18 protein-coding genes are annotated in these 18,468 nt (G+C 72.0%); 8 read left to right on the top strand and 10 right to left on the bottom strand.

The genetic code is table 11. The features are described from left to right. Positions 1 to 3: 3 nt before the first annotated feature. The 5 genes from OGL88_RS16420 to OGL88_RS16400 all read right to left on the bottom strand — a co-directional run bounded on the left by OGL88_RS16420 (position 4) and on the right by OGL88_RS16400 (position 5,638). Positions 4 to 426 (bottom strand): carboxymuconolactone decarboxylase family protein, encoded by a 423-nt coding sequence (locus tag OGL88_RS16420; protein WP_263092169.1) that lies wholly within the window; start codon positions 424 to 426, stop codon positions 4 to 6. Positions 427 to 580: 154 nt separating this feature from the next. Then, complete coding sequence (locus OGL88_RS16415; protein WP_263092168.1) at positions 581 to 1,858, bottom strand: NtaA/DmoA family FMN-dependent monooxygenase; 1,278 nt, start codon at positions 1,856 to 1,858, stop codon at positions 581 to 583. Beyond that, the gene (locus OGL88_RS16410; protein ID WP_263092167.1) at positions 1,855 to 2,676 is read right to left on the bottom strand and encodes an LLM class flavin-dependent oxidoreductase; all 822 of its coding nucleotides are present in this window, start codon (positions 2,674 to 2,676) and stop codon (positions 1,855 to 1,857) included. The genes OGL88_RS16415 and OGL88_RS16410 overlap by 4 nt, the downstream gene beginning before the upstream one ends. A 161-nt stretch (positions 2,677 to 2,837) precedes the next feature. Beyond that, entirely contained in the window at positions 2,838 to 4,058 is a 1,221-nt protein-coding gene (locus OGL88_RS16405) for an acyl-CoA dehydrogenase family protein (protein ID WP_263092166.1), read from the bottom strand. Between the two features lie 95 nt (positions 4,059 to 4,153). Then, on the bottom strand, positions 4,154 to 5,638 hold the full coding sequence (locus OGL88_RS16400) for a reverse transcriptase family protein (protein ID WP_263092165.1): 1,485 nt from the start codon (positions 5,636 to 5,638) through the stop codon (positions 4,154 to 4,156). 62 nt (positions 5,639 to 5,700) lie between these two features. On the opposite strand from OGL88_RS16400, the gene OGL88_RS16395 reads away from it, so the two are divergent. Beyond that, positions 5,701 to 6,261, top strand: coding sequence for a histidine phosphatase family protein (locus OGL88_RS16395; protein ID WP_263092164.1), 561 nt, complete (start codon positions 5,701 to 5,703; stop codon positions 6,259 to 6,261). Between the two features lie 216 nt (positions 6,262 to 6,477). On the opposite strand, the gene OGL88_RS16390 is transcribed toward OGL88_RS16395, so the two are convergent. Next, positions 6,478 to 7,287, bottom strand: coding sequence for a DUF1684 domain-containing protein (locus OGL88_RS16390; RefSeq protein ID WP_263092163.1), 810 nt, complete (start codon positions 7,285 to 7,287; stop codon positions 6,478 to 6,480). Between the two features lie 93 nt (positions 7,288 to 7,380). Beyond that, positions 7,381 to 8,661, bottom strand: coding sequence for an ROK family transcriptional regulator (locus tag OGL88_RS16385; protein ID WP_263092162.1), 1,281 nt, complete (start codon positions 8,659 to 8,661; stop codon positions 7,381 to 7,383). Between the two features lie 134 nt (positions 8,662 to 8,795). Between OGL88_RS16385 and OGL88_RS16380 the strand changes: the two genes are divergently transcribed. Genes OGL88_RS16380 through OGL88_RS16360 form a run of 5 tightly spaced genes read left to right on the top strand, consistent with a single transcriptional unit; the run spans position 8,796 to position 14,242 of the window. Beyond that, on the top strand, positions 8,796 to 9,794 hold the full coding sequence (locus tag OGL88_RS16380) for a carbohydrate ABC transporter permease (RefSeq protein WP_263092161.1): 999 nt from the start codon (positions 8,796 to 8,798) through the stop codon (positions 9,792 to 9,794). A 3-nt stretch (positions 9,795 to 9,797) separates the two neighbouring features. Further along, positions 9,798 to 10,742: a carbohydrate ABC transporter permease gene (locus OGL88_RS16375; protein ID WP_263092160.1), complete on the top strand. Its 945-nt coding sequence runs from the start codon at positions 9,798 to 9,800 to the stop codon at positions 10,740 to 10,742. After that, positions 10,739 to 12,130, top strand: a complete 1,392-nt coding sequence (locus OGL88_RS16370; protein WP_263092159.1) for an ABC transporter substrate-binding protein — start codon at positions 10,739 to 10,741, stop codon at positions 12,128 to 12,130. Before OGL88_RS16375 ends, OGL88_RS16370 begins: the two co-directional genes overlap by 4 nt. 40 nt (positions 12,131 to 12,170) lie before the next feature. Further along, positions 12,171 to 13,175, top strand: coding sequence for a Gfo/Idh/MocA family protein (locus tag OGL88_RS16365; RefSeq protein WP_263092158.1), 1,005 nt, complete (start codon positions 12,171 to 12,173; stop codon positions 13,173 to 13,175). A 44-nt stretch (positions 13,176 to 13,219) separates the two neighbouring features. Then, positions 13,220 to 14,242 (top strand): Gfo/Idh/MocA family protein, encoded by a 1,023-nt coding sequence (locus OGL88_RS16360; RefSeq protein WP_263092157.1) that lies wholly within the window; start codon positions 13,220 to 13,222, stop codon positions 14,240 to 14,242. A 129-nt stretch (positions 14,243 to 14,371) separates the two neighbouring features. Here OGL88_RS16360 and OGL88_RS16355 read toward each other — a convergent pair whose 3' ends face one another. Beyond that, the gene (locus OGL88_RS16355; protein WP_263092156.1) at positions 14,372 to 15,379 is read right to left on the bottom strand and encodes a transporter; all 1,008 of its coding nucleotides are present in this window, start codon (positions 15,377 to 15,379) and stop codon (positions 14,372 to 14,374) included. Positions 15,380 to 15,457: 78 nt separating this feature from the next. On the opposite strand from OGL88_RS16355, the gene OGL88_RS16350 reads away from it, so the two are divergent. Next, positions 15,458 to 16,684 (top strand): cobalamin-independent methionine synthase II family protein, encoded by a 1,227-nt coding sequence (locus OGL88_RS16350; RefSeq protein ID WP_263092155.1) that lies wholly within the window; start codon positions 15,458 to 15,460, stop codon positions 16,682 to 16,684. A gap of 113 nt (positions 16,685 to 16,797) precedes the next feature. Here OGL88_RS16350 and OGL88_RS16345 read toward each other — a convergent pair whose 3' ends face one another. Beyond that, positions 16,798 to 17,760, bottom strand: coding sequence for an SDR family NAD(P)-dependent oxidoreductase (locus tag OGL88_RS16345; protein ID WP_263092154.1), 963 nt, complete (start codon positions 17,758 to 17,760; stop codon positions 16,798 to 16,800). 75 nt (positions 17,761 to 17,835) lie between these two features. On the opposite strand from OGL88_RS16345, the gene OGL88_RS16340 reads away from it, so the two are divergent. After that, the gene (locus tag OGL88_RS16340; protein WP_263092153.1) at positions 17,836 to 18,099 is read left to right on the top strand and encodes a hypothetical protein; all 264 of its coding nucleotides are present in this window, start codon (positions 17,836 to 17,838) and stop codon (positions 18,097 to 18,099) included. A gap of 46 nt (positions 18,100 to 18,145) precedes the next feature. Here OGL88_RS16340 and OGL88_RS16335 read toward each other — a convergent pair whose 3' ends face one another. Continuing rightward, the gene (locus OGL88_RS16335; RefSeq protein ID WP_263092152.1) at positions 18,146 to 18,349 is read right to left on the bottom strand and encodes a hypothetical protein; all 204 of its coding nucleotides are present in this window, start codon (positions 18,347 to 18,349) and stop codon (positions 18,146 to 18,148) included. Positions 18,350 to 18,468: the final 119 nt, after the last annotated feature.

Genomic DNA, 18,468 nt, shown 5'->3' with positions numbered 1-18,468 from the left:
CTCCTAGTGGGTGTGCGCGGCGTGGTCCGCGGCGGCGGGCGCCGGGGTCGCGTCGGCGGGGGCCGCGTCGGCCGGGTTCGCGTGGGCGGGGGCCGCGTCGGCGCCGAACTTGAAGCCGAGCCGGCCGTGCGCGAAGCCGCCGCCGGCGCGGATCGCGGTGGCGACCCAGGCGGCCTCGGCGAGTTCGGCCTCGGTCGCACCGGCCGTCACCGCGCGCTGGCTGTGGCCGTCGATGCAGTAGACGCACTGCGTGGTGATGCCGACCGCGAGGGCGATGAGCTCCCGGTACTTGAGCGGGATCGCGCGGCCCTCGGCCTGGAACACCGACTCGTCGAACTGGACGAAGGCCTTGAGGATGTCCGGGGTCTGCTGCTTGTAGACCTTCGTGAAGGTCTTGTCCTGTTCGCGGTCGAGGTAGTCGGTCATGTCGGCGACGCTAGGGCGGTCAGGGCCCCGAGGCGACGGGTGTTGCGGACCGTGACCGGCGGTGTCGCCGTGTGACACGGTGCCGCCGGCCGGCCGTCACGCGGCGTCACGCGCGGCGCGGGCGCGCGGTCGGCGCGGTCCGCACGGTGCGAGGTCAGAGCCCCCGTGCGCGCGACGCGAACCGCCCGCGCAACGTCACGTCCTCGTACGACCGGTGGAACACCCCGCGTCGCTGCAGGATCGGCACGAGCTCGTCCACGACGGTCTCGAGGCCCCGCGGGAACTCGTCGATCATCAGGTTGAAACCGTCGGCGGCACCGGTGCGGTACCAGTCCTCGATGGTGTCGGCGGCCTGCTCCGGGGTCCCGACGACGATCCGGGCGCCGTACCCGCCGAAACCCCGCAGCACGTCCCGCAACGAGGTGTTGTTCGCGCGCACCCACCGCACGACCGTCTCGTGGTACCCGAGCGAGGGCCCGTAGGTGACCGGGTCGACCTCGCGGTCGAGGATCGCCGACGGGATCGGCGCGTGCGGGTCGAGCCCTGACAGGTCGGCGTCGAGGTGCGTCCCGAGCGCCCGGAGCGAGTAGCCGTCCGGCGCCAGGGCCTCGAGCTCGTCGAACCGGCGCTGCGCCTCGGCCTCGGTGCTGCCGAGCACGAGCGACAGTCCGGGCACGATCGCGACGTCCGATGCGCTGCGCCCGTACGTCTCGGCGGCGGCCTTGACGGCGCGCCGGTGCTCCCGCGCGGGTTCCGGGGTGAGTTCGACGGCGAAGACGCCCTCGGCGACCCGCGCCGCCAGGTCACGACCGTGCGGCGATCCCCCGGCCTGGAACACGACCGGGTGGCCCTGCGCCGACGAAGGGACCCGGAGCGCGCCCTCGAGGTCGAGGAACTCGCCGTGGTGCACGACCGGCTCCCCCGTCGCGGCGGACCGCCAGAGCGCCGTCACGAGGTCCACGAACTCCCCCGCGCGGGCGTACCGCTCGGGCCGGTCGGGGTTCGTCGCGACACCGAAGTTCGCGGAGACCGAGCGGTCGTAGGTGGTGACGGCGTTCCAGGCGACGCGCCCGCCGGACACCGTGTCCAGCGACAGCAGCCGCTCGGCGACGTCGAACGGGTCGTTGTACGTCGTCGACGCGGTACCGACCAGCCCGAGGTGGCTCGTCGCATCGGCGATCGCCCCGAGCGCCACGAACGGCTCGAGCAGTCCGTACGCGCGGACGTTCGGATCGCCGAACGCCGGGTGGTCGGCGAAGAAGACCATGTCGAGCAGGCCGCGTTCGGCGGTGCGCCCGAGGTCGGCCCAGAACTCCGCCGTGAGCAGGTCGGTCGCGTCGACGTCCTGGGTCCGCCAGGCTGCCGGACGCTGCCCGAACCCCTGCAGGTTCACGCCGAGGATCAAGCCGGCGTCGCCGCCTGCACCCGTCACGCGGTCACCGCCGCGGCGTCCGGCACGGCGAGCCCGAGCAGGGCGCGGAGCGTCGGGCGCCTCGGTCGGGTCGGTCGTGTCGGTCGTGTCGGTCGCGGAGGTCGCGTCACGGTCGACCGGGAGGCCCGGCGCGGCTCCGCCCCGTCCGTCGCCCCCGGCAGCGGTGCGAGCGGGTGCGCCGCGCCCCCGAGCACGAGGTCCGCTCCGGGCACGTCGACGTCGTGCCAGACCGCGAGGACGGGTTCGCCCTGCCGGCTCGACGGCGTCGTGAGCGGTCCCCGGACGCGGTAGCCGTCCGGCCCGCCGTCGTGGTCGAGCGGTCGGATCCGGTCGGTGTGCGCGAAGACACCCGACGTGCGGTCACCGACGATGCTGTCGAGCGGCCAGGTGCGCCACAGCCCGCGGAGCACCCGGGCGAACTCGGCAGGGTCGTGCGGTGCGCCGGTGCTCGGGGCTCCGGTGCTCGGTGCGCCGTGGTCCCGGGCGCCGACGACGATGCCCACCCGGCCGTCCAGGACGTGGTCGAGCGAGAGCACCCGACGGGCGACGTTGTACGGGTGCTCGCGGGTCGGTGCCACGGCGACGAGGAACCCGTGCTCCGGCAGGGCACGGCCGAGGGTGAGCGCCGCGGTCGTCGGGTCGAGTCGGTGGCCGGTGCTCGTCGCCGCGTCGAGGCGATCGGTGCCGATCGCCACAACGGCGGCTCCGGAACCGACGATGCGGACCGCGAGGCGGGCGATGCCGCCGGGTGTGGCGGCCGCCGCGGCGAGGTCCGCGTCGGACACGGCGACGATGAGCGGTGCGACGGGTGGGGTCACGACGGTGCCTTCCGTTCCGGTGGGAGCGGCCCGCCACGGTCACCTCCCCAGCGTCCGTGGCGAGCCGGTGCACCGACCGTAGGTGCTCACCTCGGCACGCTGCACGCAGGTGTCGGTGGGTTGCTCCGCGTGACGGCCCGTTACGGCGAAGCGGTCTGCCGTCAGCGGTCGAGTGGACTCGCACCGTTGACGAGCAGGTCGGCGACGATGCGGCGCTTGTGCACGCGCGGGTTGTGCGACGCCAGGGTGCGGGCGTTCCGCCAGTGCCGGTCGAGGCCGAGCGAGCGGAACGTCCCCGAGGACCCGAGCGCGTCGAACACGAGCGTCGTCGCGTCGAGCACGGCGTCCGTGACGATGGTCTGCGCGCGCGCCACCGCGACCCAGCTGCGCTCGAGCGCCGCACGCAGCGTCGGGTCCGTCGACGGGTCCGCACCGGCCGCACGCAGGGCGGTGTGCCGGTCGACAGCCGCGTCCACCGGGCCGAGGCTCGCGGCGAACGCGGCGTCGGCGGCGTGCACCCGGGCGTCAACGGTGCCGATCACGCCCAGCAGCTCCGGATCGTGGGTCGGATCCGCCGCGGTGCCGTTGTGGTGTCCGCGCGCCCGGGACCGCAGCGCCTCGACGCCCTCGCGCAGGGCCGCTCGGCCGATGCCGACCAGGATCGCGTGCATCACCGTCTGGTAGTACTGCTCCTGGTACGGGTACCGGGTCGCGTACGGCAGCACCCGCTCGTCGGGCACCGGCACGTCGGTGTAGGTCACGCTCCCGCTGCCGGTGATCCGCTGGCCGAAGCCGTCCCAGTCGTCGCCGATCAGCACACCGGGGTCGGAAGCGTCGACGAGCGCGACGGACTTCGCGCCGGTGTCGTCGACCGCCAGCACCGTGATCCACCGGGCGTACACGCTACCCGTCGAGTAGAACTTCCGTCCGGTCAACCGCCAGGACCCGTCCGGGTCGCGGACGATCCGCGTGGTGAGGTCGACCCCGGTCGTGTTCGGCGACTCGCTCCACCCGCCGCCGACGAACTCGCCGTCGCCGAGCCGCGTGACGATGGCACGGTCGAACGCGGTGCCCTCGGCGTGCACGCGGTCCTCGACGAACGAGAAGTGGTTCCGCCACACGTGTGCCAGGTTCGGGTCGACCTCGGCGATCTCGGCGATCGCGCGGAACACGTCGGACAGACGGGCACCGACCCCGCCCCACGCGACCGGCGTCCGCCACCGTGCGAAGCCGGCGTCGACGAGCCAGCCGAGCTGTTCGGTGGCGAGACGCTCCTCGCGTTCCCGTTGGCGGGCGTCGAGACCGATCCGCTCGATGACGGGCCGGAGCGGCGCGACCAGCGCGTCGTAGCGGTCGTCGGCCGGGAGCTCACTCGGACACATGGCGGCACGCTACCCAGGTGCGCGCGGCACGCGGCAGGGCGCCGCAACGCGGGGCAACGGAGCGCAACCGGACGTCACACGGTGCGCAGACGGCCTCACCACACGATGCGCGCGAACTCCTCGCGGAGCCGTCGGGCCCGGCCCGGGTCGACCTGCTCGACCCACCCGATGCGCCCCAGCAGGTGCGCCCGGAACTCCGGGTGTCCCGTGCGGTTCTGGGAGGCCGGCCCGTGCACGGCGGCGTTGTGCAGGATGGCATGCAGCCGGTCGACCTCGCGGCGCCCGGGCGAGGTGCGGTCGTTGACGACGACACCCGTGACCGACTGCCGGACCCCGCGGCGCCGCACCCGGGTCTTCGACGGGTTGAGGCGGTGCCCCTGCTCGGTCACGATCCGGTCGACGCCCCGCAGGAACGCGTCCGGTCGCGCGGCGAGCCGGTCGCCCCCGCTGAACGTCAGGTCGTCGGCGTAGCGGGTGTACACCGCGTCGACGGCGCTGGCCCACCCGGCCAGACGGGCGTCGAGGTGCCGCAGCGCGGTGTTCGCCAGCGCCGGCGACGTCGGTGCGCCCTGGGGCAGGTGCGCCGTCACCAACGCCTGGCGGAGCGCGTGGCGCTCCTCCGGCGAGCCACCGGCGGGCATCGCGCTGAGCACGTGCACCGGCACCCGGTGGGTGCAGAGGCCGGTCAGCACGTGCGCGAGCGGCTCAGCGAACCCGGCGGCCCGGAAGACCCCGTAGACCGTCGGGGCGCTGACGCTCGCGAAGAACGACGTGAGGTCGGCGGTGACCACGACCTGCTGGCCGGTGTGCACGGCCGCTCCCGTGACGACGCTCCGCCCGGCCACGAACCCGTGCGCGACGTCGTGCACGGGCAGCATCGTCAGGAGTTCGTCGAGGATCGTCCGTTGCGTGCGGCGGAGCATGTCCATCGGCTTCTCGAGCAGCCGCGGTGCTCGACCGGGTCGGGTGATCCACTCGTGTCGGTAGTGGTGGAGCGGGCTCGAGGGCCCGGAGCGACGGTTCCACGCGCGGGTGTCGGCGAGCCAGAGCAGCCGACCGACGGTGAGGTCGAGTGCCCGGGCGAGCTCGGGCAGGGTGTCGACGAGCAACGGGCTCGCGGTCTCCGGACGGGCACGCACCGCGGCGGCGCGGCGCACGAGCACCCGGACCGGCCGTCGGTGCTCGCGCGACCGGTGCAGCGCGACGAGGCGCGGCGCAGCGGCGAGCACGGCCGCGAGCCGGCGCGGCGCGTCGACGGGCGGGCGCGGGTACGCCTCGAGCGCAGCACGGACGGCGAGCCCGACGTACGCGCGCTCGACGCCGACGACCACGTACCCGACGGCCGTCAGCTCGTCCGGCTCCCACCGCTCGGCCGTCAGGAACGCATCGGCCAGCGCCGTGGCGACGACCGCGAGGGGCGTGGCGTTCCCGGAGGACCTGTCGGTGCCTCCGTGCAGCGGCGCGCGCGGAGCGCGCTCGCCTGCTCGGGGCGTGTCGTCCTGCTGGCCCTGCGTGCCCCGGGGTGACCCTGGAGAGGTCGACGCGTCACGCGCGCCGGCCGCCTCCCCCGGGAACTCCACGCGCTCACCCTACGGCGGGCCCCCGACGCGCGCACCACCCCGGTCCGTGCCAGGATCGCCGGATGGTCTCGTACTTCCTGAGCCACGCCGAGGTCGTCGTGGAGCCCGCCGAGCCGATCGAGTCGTGGGGGCTCTCCGCAGCGGGACGCGCACGCGCAGCGCGGTCGGGTCCGCTGGCCTGGGAGCCGGGCGTCCGGACACTCGTGTCGAGCACGGAACGCAAGGCCGTCGAGACCGCCGAGCTGCTCGGGGCCGCGGTCGGGCTCGTGCCCGCGCAGGATCCCCTGCTCGGCGAGATCGACCGCAGCGCGACGGGCTACCTGCCGCCGACCGAGTTCGAGGGTGTCGTCGACCGGTTCTTCGCGGAACCGAGCCGATCGGTCCGCGGATGGGAGCGGGCCGTCGACGCCCAGGCCCGCATCATCGGAGCGGTCCGGCGGCTCACTGCGGCGGGCGACGCGACCGTCGTGTCCCACGGTGCGGTCGGGGCGCTGCTCCTCGCCGACCTGACGGGAGCGCCGGTGTCACGCGCGCTCGACCAACCCGGCATGGGCAGCGTGTTCGCGTTCGATGCGCGGGCGTGGCGGGTAGCGAGCGCCTGGCAGCGCGTTCCCTCCGGCTGACGCACCCGCCGGCCGGCGCGCCCGCGGCCGGTGCGTGTGCATGTTCCGACGTTCCACTCGTTGATCAACGGGTGGATCGTCGTCTCGTGCGCACGCATCGAGTGCGCGTGCATGTTCCGACCAACCACGAGTCGATCACCTCGTGGAATGTCGGACGATGCACGCGCAGCGAACGACGCCGAGGACGTCATTCCGCGTCGCACCGCGGCGGCGGGGTCAGGCGGGAAGCCGCTCCCCCGCCTCGACTGCGACGTCGAGCCGGTTCTCGGCCGGCGGCAGCGGGCAGGTCGCGTGCGCGGTGTACGCGCACGGCAGGTTCGTCGCGCGGTTGAAGTCGATCCGGGTCGCGCCGGCGGCATCCGGGGCGGCGATGTCCAGGCTCCGGTTCGCGGCGTACGTCGTCACGCCGCTGGTGCGGTCGGTGAACAGGACGTGCAGGCCGTCGCCGTGCCCGTTGAACGCGAGCAGCGACCGCGGCCCGTCGAGGTCGAAGGTGAGGACGCCCGGGGCCGAGTACACGTGCTGCAGCCCGTCGACGACGGAGCCGACGGTGACCTCGCGCGGTTCGTCGAACGGTTCGAAGTGCGCGTCGACGACGAACCGGTCCGACGGCTCGTACGTCGGGGTGCCGGGGTACTCGGTCCGGGTCGGGTTGCCCGGGTGCCGGGGCCGGATGACGTCGCTGCCGCCACGACGGGCGACCTCGATGACGACGGTCTCGTCGCCGTCCTGCCACACGACGTTCGTGCTCGAGCGCTCGGGCAGTGGTCCGAAGCGATGGGTCCCGGTGACCGACTGCCCGTCGACCGTGATGGCCTCGCCGTCCGCGAGCTCGACGACGGGTCCGTCCTCCCCCGTCGACCACGTGCCCGGGGCGTCGTCGAACCGCTCGGGCGTGCTCGTCAGCCACCGGATGCTCGTGATGGCGAGGAAGCCGTGCTCGCTCGCCCGGGCTCGTTCGTGGGCGTCGTGCCAGGCTGCCCACTCCGTGGCGGAGTCGGGTGCGGTCGGCGTCGTCGTGCTCATGCCCCGACGCTACGACGCCCGGGCCGCGAACGCGACGTCCCCCGTCGCGCGACGTCACGCGCACGGCCGACCCGACGCCCTGGACGGTCCCGCTCACCAGGGGTGGGCGATGCTGCGGACGTGCACCGGGCCTCCCGGTCGAGCGCCCGTACCGACGCCGGCACCGCGGCCGACGGGGGCAGGCACGGCGAGGTCGGCCTGCAGCACCGCGCAGGCGGCCCCTCGGGCCACCGAGGCCTCGCCGAAGGCGGTCGCTGCGACCGTCGGGAACGGCCCGTGCGGCAGGCGGACCGCGAGCCGCTCGCGAACGGCCGCGATGAAGACGTCGCCGCCGGCGAGGGCCGCGCTGCCACCGATCACGACGCGTGGCACGTCGAGCAGCTCGACGACGTGGGCGAGCGCGGATCCGAGCGCGGCACCGGCCTCGGCGACCAGCGGCGCCGCGGACGGCGTCGCGCAGAGCCGCTCGAACGCGTGCCGGACGTCGCTGGCGCGATCAAGCGGGATGCCCGTGGGGAGCAGGCCGGCGTCGGTGGCGCGCCGGACCTGCTGCAGGGGCTGACACGCTTCCCAGACCTCGGTCCAGCGGCCGTGCGCCTCGACCGGCATGCCGCCGAACTCGCCGGCGTTGCCGGTGGCGCCGCGGACGACCTCGCCCGCGGCGACCGTGGCGGCGCTGATGCCGTGGCCGAGGAACACGGAGACCAGGTCGTCGGCGCCGGCAGCGGACCAGACCTCGCCGAGGGCGCTCGCGACGCCGTCCTTCTCGAGCCGCACCGGCAGACCGGTCCGGGCGACGAGCTCGTCGGTGACGGGCAGCGACCACCAGGCGGGCAACTGCGCGGGGGTGCCCATCCGGACGCCGTCGGGGTCGATCGAGCCGGGGACGGCGAGGCCGATGCCGACGGGAGCGGGCACGCCGGTGCGCGAGCGGGCCCGACTGCCGGCGCCACGGACCCGGTGCACCGCCGCCGCCATCGTGTCGAGCGTCCGCGCCGGGTCGTCCGTCGCGTCCAGGTCGACGTGCTCGACGGCCAGCACGGCTCCGGTCAGGTCGGTGCGCACGACGACGAGGTGCGCCGGGTCGAGGTGGACCCCGATCGCCGACCGCGACCCCGCGACGATCTCGAGTCGTCGTCCGCCGCCCGGTGTTTCGCGCACGAGTCCCGCTCTCACGAGTCCGGCCGCGATGTTCGACACCGTCTGCGCGCTGAGCCCGGTCGCCCGCATCAGCTCGGCGCGGGCGAACGGTCCCCGGCGACGGACGAGATCGAGCACCAGCGCACGGTTCTGGACCCCGACGCGCACGAGGTTCGTGCCGCCCGTTCTGCCCTGCACCACGGTGTCAGGAAGGGGTTGACGCGGCTCGGACATGGTCCCTAGCATCTCTGGTCATACGAATTTGTCAATCAATTGGATTGAAACCGCGACGGTGCGATCGGTTCGCCCGTCCGACGACGGATTCGCCCGTGCCACACCGGTGTGTCACGGGGTCGGAAGGGACGCTCGTGACGACGACCGCACGATCCGGAACCACTGCACCACCACGGACGCGCACGGGCGGTGACGCCGCGGTCCGTCGACGACCACGCGAGAAGCATCCGTGGACCCCGGCCGAGAAGCGCCGACTGCGCGTCGGCATCGCGTTCATCTCACCGTGGATCCTCGGCGTGCTGGTGTTCATCGCCTACCCCCTGATCTACTCGTTCGCGATCAGCCTGACCCGGTACTCGGGCATGGCCGACATCACCTGGGTCGGGTTCGCCAACTACGTCGCCGCGTTCATCGACCCGCTCGTGCACACCGCGGTCGGCAACACCCTGTTCTACGCCGTCATCGCGGTGCCCGTCGGGATCGTCATCGCCATCGTGATCGCCATCGCGATGAACCAGGACGTCCGCGAGATCGGCTGGTACCGGACGGCCCTCTACATCCCCTCGCTCATCCCGACCTTCGCGCTGGCGTTCATCTTCGTGGTGCTCGTCAACCCGCAGACCGGCCTCGTCAACCAGGTCATGAAGCTCGTCGGGATCCCGGCGACGAACCTGCTCGGCGACCCGACCACGGCGAAGCTGGTCATCGTCGCGCTCGCCCAGATGGGTGCCGGCAACGCGGCGCTGATCTTCCTCGCCGGACTGCGCGGGATCCCGAAGACCCTGTACGAAGCCGCTCGCGTGGACGGGGCCGGACCGCTCCGGCAGTTCTTCGCGCTGACGCTGCCGCTGCTCTCCCCCGTGATCCTGTTCAACCTGATCACCGGCATCAGCAACGGCCTGCAGGTCTTCACCGAGGCGTACGTGATCTCGTCCGGCACCGGAGGACTCGGCAGCCCGGACAACGGGACGTTGTTCTACATGCTCTACCTCTACAAGAACGCGTTCAGCTACGCGCAGCTCGGGTTCGCCAGCGCCATGGCCGTGCTGCTGTTCCTGGCCGGCATGATCCTGTCCGGGCTCGTGTACTGGCTGTCCAAGCGCTTCGTCAACTACGACGTGACCGGGGAGTGACCGATGACACTGCGTACTGAACGACACCCGGACCGCGACACCGTCACCTCGTCGATCGAGTCCGTCCGACCCCGCGGACGCAAGGGTGCCGACGACCGCTCGCGGAACGCCGACGGCTCGATCCGCTCGCCGTGGTCGTCCGTCCTCGCCCGCGTGCTCCTCATCGCGATGAGCCTGCTGTTCCTCATCCCCATCTACTGGATGGTCATCTCGGCGCTGAAGGGCAACTCCGAACTCGGTGCCTTCCCGCCGACCTGGTTCCCGCAGTGGCTCGACTGGTCGAACTTCGGCAAGGCGATCGACGCGATGCCGTTCTTCACGTTCTTCCGGAACACGCTGATCATCACCGTCTGCGTGACGCTCTTCTCGATGGTCTCGAACCTCGTGATCGCGTACGGGTTCTCGTGCCTCGAGTGGCGCGGCCGCGACAAGCTGTTCTACGTCGTGCTCGCCACGCTGTTCATCCCGTTCCCGGTCACGCTCATCCCGATGTTCGACCTGTACGCCCGACTCGGCTGGATCAACACCTTCCTGCCCCTGATCGTGCCGAGCCTGTTCGGGTCCGCGTTCTACGTGTTCCTGCTCCGGCAGTTCCTGCTGCAGATCCCGAAGGACCTGCTCAACGCCGCGCGGATGGACGGCGCCTCGGAGTGGGGCATCCTCTGGCGGATCGTCTTCCCGCAGGCCAAGGCGGCGCTCGTCACGGTCGGGATCTTCGCGGCGGTGGGTGCCTGGAACGACTTCCTCGGGCCGCTCATCTACCTGCAGGACGAGAACGTGCAGACGCTGTCCATCGGGCTGCAGATCTTCCGTCTCAACAACTCGCAGGACTTCCAGTTCAACCAGCTGATGGCGGCATCGGTGCTCATCATCCTGCCGCTCGTGGTCCTGTTCTTCGTGTTCCAGCGGACGTTCATCAAGGGCGTCCAGATCGGGAGCTTCAAGTGAGCAGCGCATTCGACCGACGAACGTTCCTGCGCGGTGCGGCCGCGACCGGCGGTGCGGGGGCGCTCGCACTCCTCGCAGCGTCGTGCGCCTCCGGCTCGAGCGGCGGGAGCAACCCGAACCAGGTCACGATCTGGGGTGTCACCGGCACGTTCGTGCCGTTCCAGACGAAGGTGATCAAGGACTTCAACGAGGTCCACCCCGAGGTCGACGTGAAGGTGAACGTCGTCCCGTCGCAGGGCACCGGCGACGCCACGAGCATCATCACGGCCGTGCGCGGCGGCACTGCCCCAGACCTGTGGCTCCTCGACCGGTTCAGTGCGGCGCAGTACGCGGCGATCGGGCTCATCGAACCGATCGACGACATGATCGAGGAGTTCGAGGACCAGCCGAAGGACGAGTTCCTGGCGCAGTGGCTCGGGTTCACGATCGGCGAGGTCAGCTACCAGGGCAAGACCTACGGCCTCCCGCACGACACCGACGCCCGCGGCATGTTCGTGAACCGGAAGATGCTCACCGGCGCCGGGATCGACCCGGACGAGTTCGACTGGGAGCACAACGGCCCGGTGAGCATGGACCGGATGTGGGACGTCAGCGAACGCATCACGAAGAAGTCCGGCGGCAACTACACCCACATGGGACTGCTCCCCTGGTACGGCGAAGGCTGGCCGTTCACGTGGGGGCTCGGCCTCGGCGCGTCGTACTTCGACCAGCAGGACTCGAAGATGACGATGGACTCGAAGAGCGTCCGCAGCATCTTCGAGTTCTACGAGGACTGGGCGAAGCGGTACGGCTACAAGGACGCCGACACCTTCATCGCGACCTACGAGCCGACCGGGCACCCGCCGGGACAGACCGCGTTCATGGCGGACCGGATGGCGTTCATGGTCAGCGTGCCCTCCACCATCCAGACCTTCGACAACTACGGCCCGAAGGACCTCGACTGGGGCACCGCGTACCTGCCGACCCAGCAGGACGGCGGCGACAAGTACACGTGGTCCGGTGGCTTCGCGCTGTGCGTGCCGAAGGGCTCGAAGAAGAACAAGGCCGTGTGGGAGCTCATGAAGTACTTCACGAGCAAGCAGGGCCAGGAGACCTACATGGTGCCGGCCACGAGCGTGCCGTCGAACGTCGCAGCGCTCAAGGACCCGAAGGGCTCCGCGAAGTCGATCCGCTTCTTCACCGAGTCGATCGGCGCCTCCACCTGCCGCCCGCCGCTGCCCGTCGGCGGCGCGTGGTGGGACTCCCTCGCCGACGCGCGGTCGAGCGTCCTGCTCGGCACCGCGAGCCCGCAGGAGGCCGTCGAGCGGGCACAGAACCGCGTCGACCCGATGATGCAGACCTACTCGCCGTTCAGGCTGCCGAAGGACTACGACAAGGTCCGGATCTGAGCAGGAACGCTCTGGTCGTCCTCCCACGAAAGGAACACCCATGCCCTCCACCCCCTTGCGTGTCGCCGTCCTCGGCTTCTGGCACGTCCACGCCGGCGACTACGCGCAGCAGACCGTCGACCACCCCGGCACCGAGCTCGTGGCCGTCTGGGACGACGACACCGCGCGCGGACGCGCGGGCGCCGAACGGTTCGGCGTCGAGTACACCGACGACCTCGATGCGCTGCTCGCCCGACCGGACATCGACGCCGTCACGATCACGACCTCGACCGACGTCCACCGCGACGTGATCGGGCGCGCGGCAGCGGCCGGCAAGCACGTCTTCACCGAGAAGCTCCTCGCCCCCACCGTCGACGAGTGCGAAGCGGTCATCGCCGCCTGCGACGCCGCCGGGGTCACGCTCGTGGTCTCGCTCCCGCGGCTCTACCACGGCTACACGGCCGCGATCCGGCGCGAGCTCGACGCGGGCCGCCTCGGCGACGTCACGTACTCCCGCGTCCGGCTCTCGCACGACGGTGCCGTCGCACCGTGGCTGCCGGAACGGTTCTTCGACCCGGCGACGGCGATCGGCGGCGCCCTCACCGACCTCGGCTGCCACCCCGTCTACCTGACGCAGCTGTTCCTCGGTGCCCGTCCGGACACGGTCGAGGCCGTCTACCGCTCCTTCACCGGCCGCGCCGTCGAGGACCACGCCGTGGTCACCGTCGGCTACGCCTCGCAGGCGATCGGCGTCATCGAGGCCGGCTTCGTCGCGGGCACGCCGTTCACGATCGACGTGGCGGGCACCCGGGGCTGGCTCGCGTACTCCGACCAGGAGGCCCGGCTCACCGCCGGCGGACCGGCCTACGGCGACGAGCCGGTCACCCTCGACGTCCCCGCCGACGCCCAGGACGCATTCGGTCGGTGGGTGGACCACATCGCCGCCGACACGCGTGCCGACGACAACCTCGCCCGCGCCGTCGAGCTCACCCGCCTGGTGGTCGCCGCGAACGACGCCGCGGCCCAGCCCGCGATCAGCGACGCCCTCGTCGGCGCACCCGCCTGACCGCCCGAGCATTCCAGCACCTCGAACCAACCACAGGAGTCACCATGTCCAGCGACATCATCCGCGTCGGCCTCATCGGCGGGGGCGGCATCGCGTCCGCGCACATCGCCGGCTACGCCGAGCACCCCGCCACGATCCGCATCGCCGCGGTCGCCGACGCGTTCGCGGCCACGGCCGAGGAGCGCGGGGCGGAGCTCGGCGTCCCGTTCTTCACCGACTACCTCGCGATGCTCGAGCAGGCGGACATCGACGCCGTCGACATCTGCCTACCGCACCACCTGCACCGCGACGCGATCGTCGCGGCGGCCGAGGCCGGCAAGCACGTGCTGTGCGAGAAGCCGCTGTGCCTGAGCCCCGACGAGGCCGCCGACGTGCAGCGCGCGGTGTCCGAGTCCGGCATCACCCTGATGTGCGCGCACAACCAGCTGTTCATGCCCGCGGTCGCCAAGGCCAAGGAACTCATCGACGGCGGGGCGCTCGGCACCGTCTACGAGGTCCGCACCACCGACTCGTTCCGCAACGAGTTCGACCCGTCGAACATGGGGTGGCGTGCGCACGCGTCGACGAGCGGCGGCGGTGAGCTCATCGACACGGGGTACCACCCGAGCTACCTGCTGATGCACCTGGCCGGCGGCGTCCCCGTGCAGGCGACCGCGATGCTGTCCACGCACCGGTTGGCGTTCATGGAGGGCGAGGACTCGGCACAGGCCCTGTTCCGCTTCGACAACGGCGCCGTGGGCCAGCTCGTGACGAGCTGGGCGTACGACCCGGCCGCCGGCACCGAGCGGTTCAGCGTCGTCGGCGAGCACGGCGCCCTGACGAGCGACGGCACCACGCTGCGGTGGGACCTGCGGGACGGCACGAGCGAGTCGGTCACCTTCGACGAGGTCGACACCTTCGCAGCCGAGATCGGCGCGTTCGGGGCGTGCCTGCGCGACGGCACGCGGCCGATCCACACGGAGCGCGAGGGCATCGCGGTGCTCGGCATGATCCTGGCGGCGTACGAGGGCGCCCGGACGGGGACGATCGCCCCGGTGCTGACGGCGGACGAGACCGTCAGCGCCTGACCCGCGCGGATCCGTCGCACCGCGCACCCGTTCCGCGACGAGCCACGAGTCGTTCGACGCGTGGTTCGTCGCAGAACGGGTGCTGACGCACCGCGACACCGTCGGCTCCGCATCACCGTCAGCGCCGCGTCAGTGCGTCGCGGGTGCCGCGTCCTCGTCGTCGGCGGCGTGCAGCACCGACTCGGCCTGCCCGAGCAGGTGCCGCGCGGCCAGGCTCAGGGACCGCACCCCGACCACGAGCACGAGCAGGGTGAGCAGCACGAGCAGCACGGTCGTGGGCACCCACGCCACCGGAAGGTCGAGCACCCGGAACCACTCGATCGCCGCCGTCGCGACCGCCGCAGCCGGGAACACGAACGACCAGAACCCGAGCGAGAACCCGAGCCGGACGTACCGGGGCAGCAGGGCGAGCTGCACGAGGAACATGAGGACCCCGAGGCCCGCGATCGCCTGCACGGGCAGGGTTCGGGCGTCGTCGGTGAGCGCGAACAGGGACACCGTCGCCACCGCGGGCGGAGCCACGAGGATCGCCATCGTGGGGACGAGCGGGTCGGGCAGAGCGGGGCGGAACGACAGCCGGATGAGGAGCAGTCCGGTCATCACGCCCCAGAAGAACACGCCGACGCCGAAGCACGCCCAGGACAGCCAGCCCACACCGACCTCGTGCGTGGCGACGGCGGCGACGAGGGCCGCGGCGACCGTCGGCAGCAGGTAGCCGCCGTGCACGGCCTCCAGGGTCAGGCGCCCCTCGAACCACGTGCTCAGCAACCACGCCGCGAACCCGGCAGCGACCGCCACCGCGAGCAACACGAGGACCTGCCCCCCGATCTCCCAGAACCGCGCGAGGTCGACGCCGAGGAGCATCGCCGTCGCGGGAACCAGGGCCGCGATCGGGCCCTGCGCGGGGTGGCGGAGCTGGTCGACCAGGCGTTCATCGACCCGGACGCCCCGCAGGACGTGCGCGCCGAGCAGCCACGACCACACCACCGCCGCGACCACCCAGGACACCTGCGGGACGACGGGCGGCAATCCGAGGACGGGTGCCGCGTACGACCAGGTCTCCGCGAAGCCGGCCAGGCCGAACGGTGCGGCGAGGGTGTTGAGCGGGATGCGGGAAGTCGGGCGCGCGCTGGGCATAGGGTCCCATTCTCTCCGGCTCGGGTCGTGCCACGGAACGGAGCCCGGCTCGGAGGCGGCCAGTGGCACATTGGGCCGATGCCCTTCGAGAACACCGACCACGTCCAGGCCACCACCGCCGGGTCGCTCCCGCGCACGCCGGAACTCATCGCCGCGAACGCCGCCCGCCCCGTGGGTGCCGACGGCTTCACGCTCGAGACCACCGACGAGGTCCGCGCGCTGACGAGCGCGGCCGTCGACGACGTCGTCGCCCGCCAGACCGCCCTCGGCATCACGCAGCCGGGTGACGGCGAGTTCGGCAAGGCGATGTCGAACAGCGTCGACTACGGCGCGTGGTGGGGCTACTCGTTCCAGCGCGTCAGCGGGCTCTCGCTCACCGATGCGAACGTCTTCACGCAGGAGCCGGTCCGCTCCGGTCCGGGCCACGTTCAGCTGACCAGCTTCCCGGACCGCCGCGACTGGACGATCTTCCGCGACGCCTACACCGACCCGGAGTCCGGCGTCGGCACCGGCAAGAACGCCACCGCGTTCCCCACCACGACCGGCCCGATCGCCTACACCGGGCACGAGGCCGCACGCACCGACGCCGCCAACCTCACGCACGCCGTCGAGGCGGCCGGCGCCGAGAACGGCTTCATCACGGCGCTCTCCCCAGGGTCCGCCGCGCGGGTCGCGAACGACTACTACGCCACCGACGAAGAGCACATCTGGGCCTGGGCCGACGCCCTGCGCGAGGAGTACCGCATCATCCTCGACGCCGGCCTCGTGCTGCAGATCGACGACCCGTCGATCGCCGAGAACTGGGACCAGATCAACCCGGAGCCGAGCCTGGCGGACTACCGCGCCTTCACCCGGATCCGGGTCGAGGCGCTGAACCACGCGCTCGAGGGCCTGGACACCAGCCGTGTCCGCTTCCACCTGTGCTGGGGCTCGTGGCACGGCCCGCACACCACCGACATCGAGCTCCGCCACATCGTCGACCTCATGCTCGACATCGACGCCGGCGCGTACTCGTTCGAGGCCGCGAACGCCCGGCACGAACACGAGTGGACCGTCTGGCAGGACGTCACGCTGCCCGACGGCAAGGTGATCGTCCCCGGCGTCGTCGGCCACGCCACCAACGTCGTCGAGCACCCCGACCTGGTCGCACAGCGCATCGAGCGGTTCGCCTCGGTCGTCGGGCGCGAGCGCGTGGTCGCCGGCACCGACTGCGGCCTCGGCGGCCGCATCCACCCGCAGATCGCCGCGGCGAAGCTCGAGTCCCTCGGCGAGGGCGCGCGCCGCGCGAGCGCGAAGCTCTTCTGAGCCGCCCGTTCCTTCCCAGAACGTCTGCGGTACCAAACGAGAACGGGCGTACCTGCCACGAAGATCACGGCAGGTACGCCCGTTTCCAGTCGGTACGCCCGGTTCCGGTGGGGCTACCGCCGTGCGCGGCCGACCACGACCGCCCCGACCGCCGCAGCCGCGCCGAGCCACACGAGCGGACGCGTGACACGCCGTCGCTTCGAGACCCAACCGCCGTTCGTGGCGTTGCCGGCGTCCGCGGGGGCGTAGAGGTTGCCGTCGGTCGGTTCGCCCTTCCCGCGCAGTGCGAAGGTCTCGACCATCGGCTTCGTGATCTTGTGGAACAGCCCCGGGAACACGTACTGCAGCGGGACGAGCGACGCCTGGATGCGGCCGACGTAGCGGTACCGCTTCGGGTGCGTGGCGGCGGTGACGACGGCACGGCCGGCCCGCTCGACGGACACCGTCGGCGGCAGCGGGTGCGAGTTCTTGCCGGTGTAGTTGGCGCCGTTCTGGTAGATCGGCGTGTCGATCGTCGACGGCAGCAGCGTGGTGAAGCGGATCCCGGTGTGCGCGAACTCGTCACCGAGCACGTCGACCAGGCCGAGGGCCGCGTGCTTGCTCGTCACGTAGGCCGACTGGTACGGCGCGGACAGCAGCGACTGGATCGACCCGACGAGCACGTACGTGCCCGTGCCGCGCTGCTTCCAGTGCGGGAGCAAGTGCGTGATCGCGTTGAGGTGGCCGTAGAGGTTCGTGTCGACGACCCGCTTGAACGCCTCGGTGGGGGTCTGCTCGAACAGCCCGTAGACGAACAGGGCCGCGTTGCCGACGAAGACGTCGATCCGACCGTGCCGACTCGTCACCGTGCCGATGAGGTCCTCGACCTGGTGCTCGTCGGCGACGTCCGTCGGGATCGCGACCGCGTCGGCCCCGAGTGCGCGGCACTCGGCGGCGGCGGCCTCGAGGGAGTCGTGGCCGCGTGCGGCGAGCACGAGCGTGGCACCCTGTCGGGCGAACTCGTGTGCGGCGGCCCTCCCGATGCCGCTCGATGCTCCGGTGACGACGACGATCTTCCCGCGGTACCGATGTCCCATGCGTCCTTGGTACGCGCCGCTGGTCCGTTCCCGCACAGGCGGGCCGTACCCCTCGCCCCGGTGCGAGGATGGAGCATGCGCAAGGACGACCTGACCGTCGACGAAGCCACGGTCATCGCCGAACACGCCCGGTCCGGTGCCCTCGAGCTGGACGACCCCGAGGTCCGGAAGGTCGTCGAGCAGGCGAACCGGGTGCTGGTCCGCGCGCAGATGTGGGGCGAGGAGCGGAGTCCGAAGCTGCGTCGCCGCCGTCGGTTCATCGCGATCGGGGCGCTCGTGATGGTGCTCGTCTGGGTGGCCGGGCTGCTCGTGCCGATGGCACTGCGGTTCGGCGCGTAGCCGGATTCGGAACCGAGACCGGAGCCGAACCCGCGTCGTCCCCCGTTCAGCGGCCGGTTCGGGCGTTCCGGGCGATGAGCCAGAGGTACGTGCTGTGCCCGACGAGCGCCAGGCCGAAGAAGATCGCGGCGACGGCGTAGACGCGGTCGAGCTTCCCCTGCCCGATCACGAGCATCACGACGCAGAAGGCCACGGCGATCGCCAGCACGCCGACCTGCACGGTCGACCAGATCCGTCGGAAGCGCGGCATGCCCGTCTCGTTCACCCGGCCATTCTCCCTCATGCCGGACCAGTACCGATGTCAGCCGACGTCAGCCCGCGGTACGACGCGGGCGGGGCACGTCGGTACCGTGCTCCGATGTGCTGCCC

The sequence above is a fragment of the Curtobacterium sp. RIT-PI-V genome, from assembly GCF_025642935.1.
In the GTDB taxonomy this organism is placed as follows: Bacteria; Actinomycetota; Actinomycetes; order Actinomycetales; family Microbacteriaceae; genus Curtobacterium.
This window is presented reverse-complemented; position numbering and strand designations above follow the sequence as displayed.

Excerpts from the sequence above, each read along its gene's own strand:
- OGL88_RS16420 (WP_263092169.1), bottom strand. The coding sequence starts at position 426 with ATGACCGACTACCTCGACCGCGAACAGGACAAGACCTTCACGAAGGTC.
- OGL88_RS16405 (WP_263092166.1), bottom strand. The coding sequence starts at position 4,058 with ATGTGTCCGAGTGAGCTCCCGGCCGACGACCGCTACGACGCGCTGGTC.
- OGL88_RS16395 (WP_263092164.1), top strand. The coding sequence starts at position 5,701 with ATGGTCTCGTACTTCCTGAGCCACGCCGAGGTCGTCGTGGAGCCCGCC.
- OGL88_RS16390 (WP_263092163.1), bottom strand. The coding sequence starts at position 7,287 with ATGAGCACGACGACGCCGACCGCACCCGACTCCGCCACGGAGTGGGCA.
- OGL88_RS16385 (WP_263092162.1), bottom strand. The coding sequence starts at position 8,661 with ATGTCCGAGCCGCGTCAACCCCTTCCTGACACCGTGGTGCAGGGCAGA.
- OGL88_RS16375 (WP_263092160.1), top strand. The coding sequence starts at position 9,798 with ATGACACTGCGTACTGAACGACACCCGGACCGCGACACCGTCACCTCG.
- OGL88_RS16365 (WP_263092158.1), top strand. The coding sequence starts at position 12,171 with ATGCCCTCCACCCCCTTGCGTGTCGCCGTCCTCGGCTTCTGGCACGTC.
- OGL88_RS16360 (WP_263092157.1), top strand. The coding sequence starts at position 13,220 with ATGTCCAGCGACATCATCCGCGTCGGCCTCATCGGCGGGGGCGGCATC.
- OGL88_RS16355 (WP_263092156.1), bottom strand. The coding sequence starts at position 15,379 with ATGCCCAGCGCGCGCCCGACTTCCCGCATCCCGCTCAACACCCTCGCC.
- OGL88_RS16350 (WP_263092155.1), top strand. The coding sequence starts at position 15,458 with ATGCCCTTCGAGAACACCGACCACGTCCAGGCCACCACCGCCGGGTCG.
- OGL88_RS16345 (WP_263092154.1), bottom strand. The coding sequence starts at position 17,760 with ATGGGACATCGGTACCGCGGGAAGATCGTCGTCGTCACCGGAGCATCG.
- OGL88_RS16340 (WP_263092153.1), top strand. The coding sequence starts at position 17,836 with ATGCGCAAGGACGACCTGACCGTCGACGAAGCCACGGTCATCGCCGAA.
- OGL88_RS16335 (WP_263092152.1), bottom strand. The coding sequence starts at position 18,349 with ATGCCGCGCTTCCGACGGATCTGGTCGACCGTGCAGGTCGGCGTGCTG.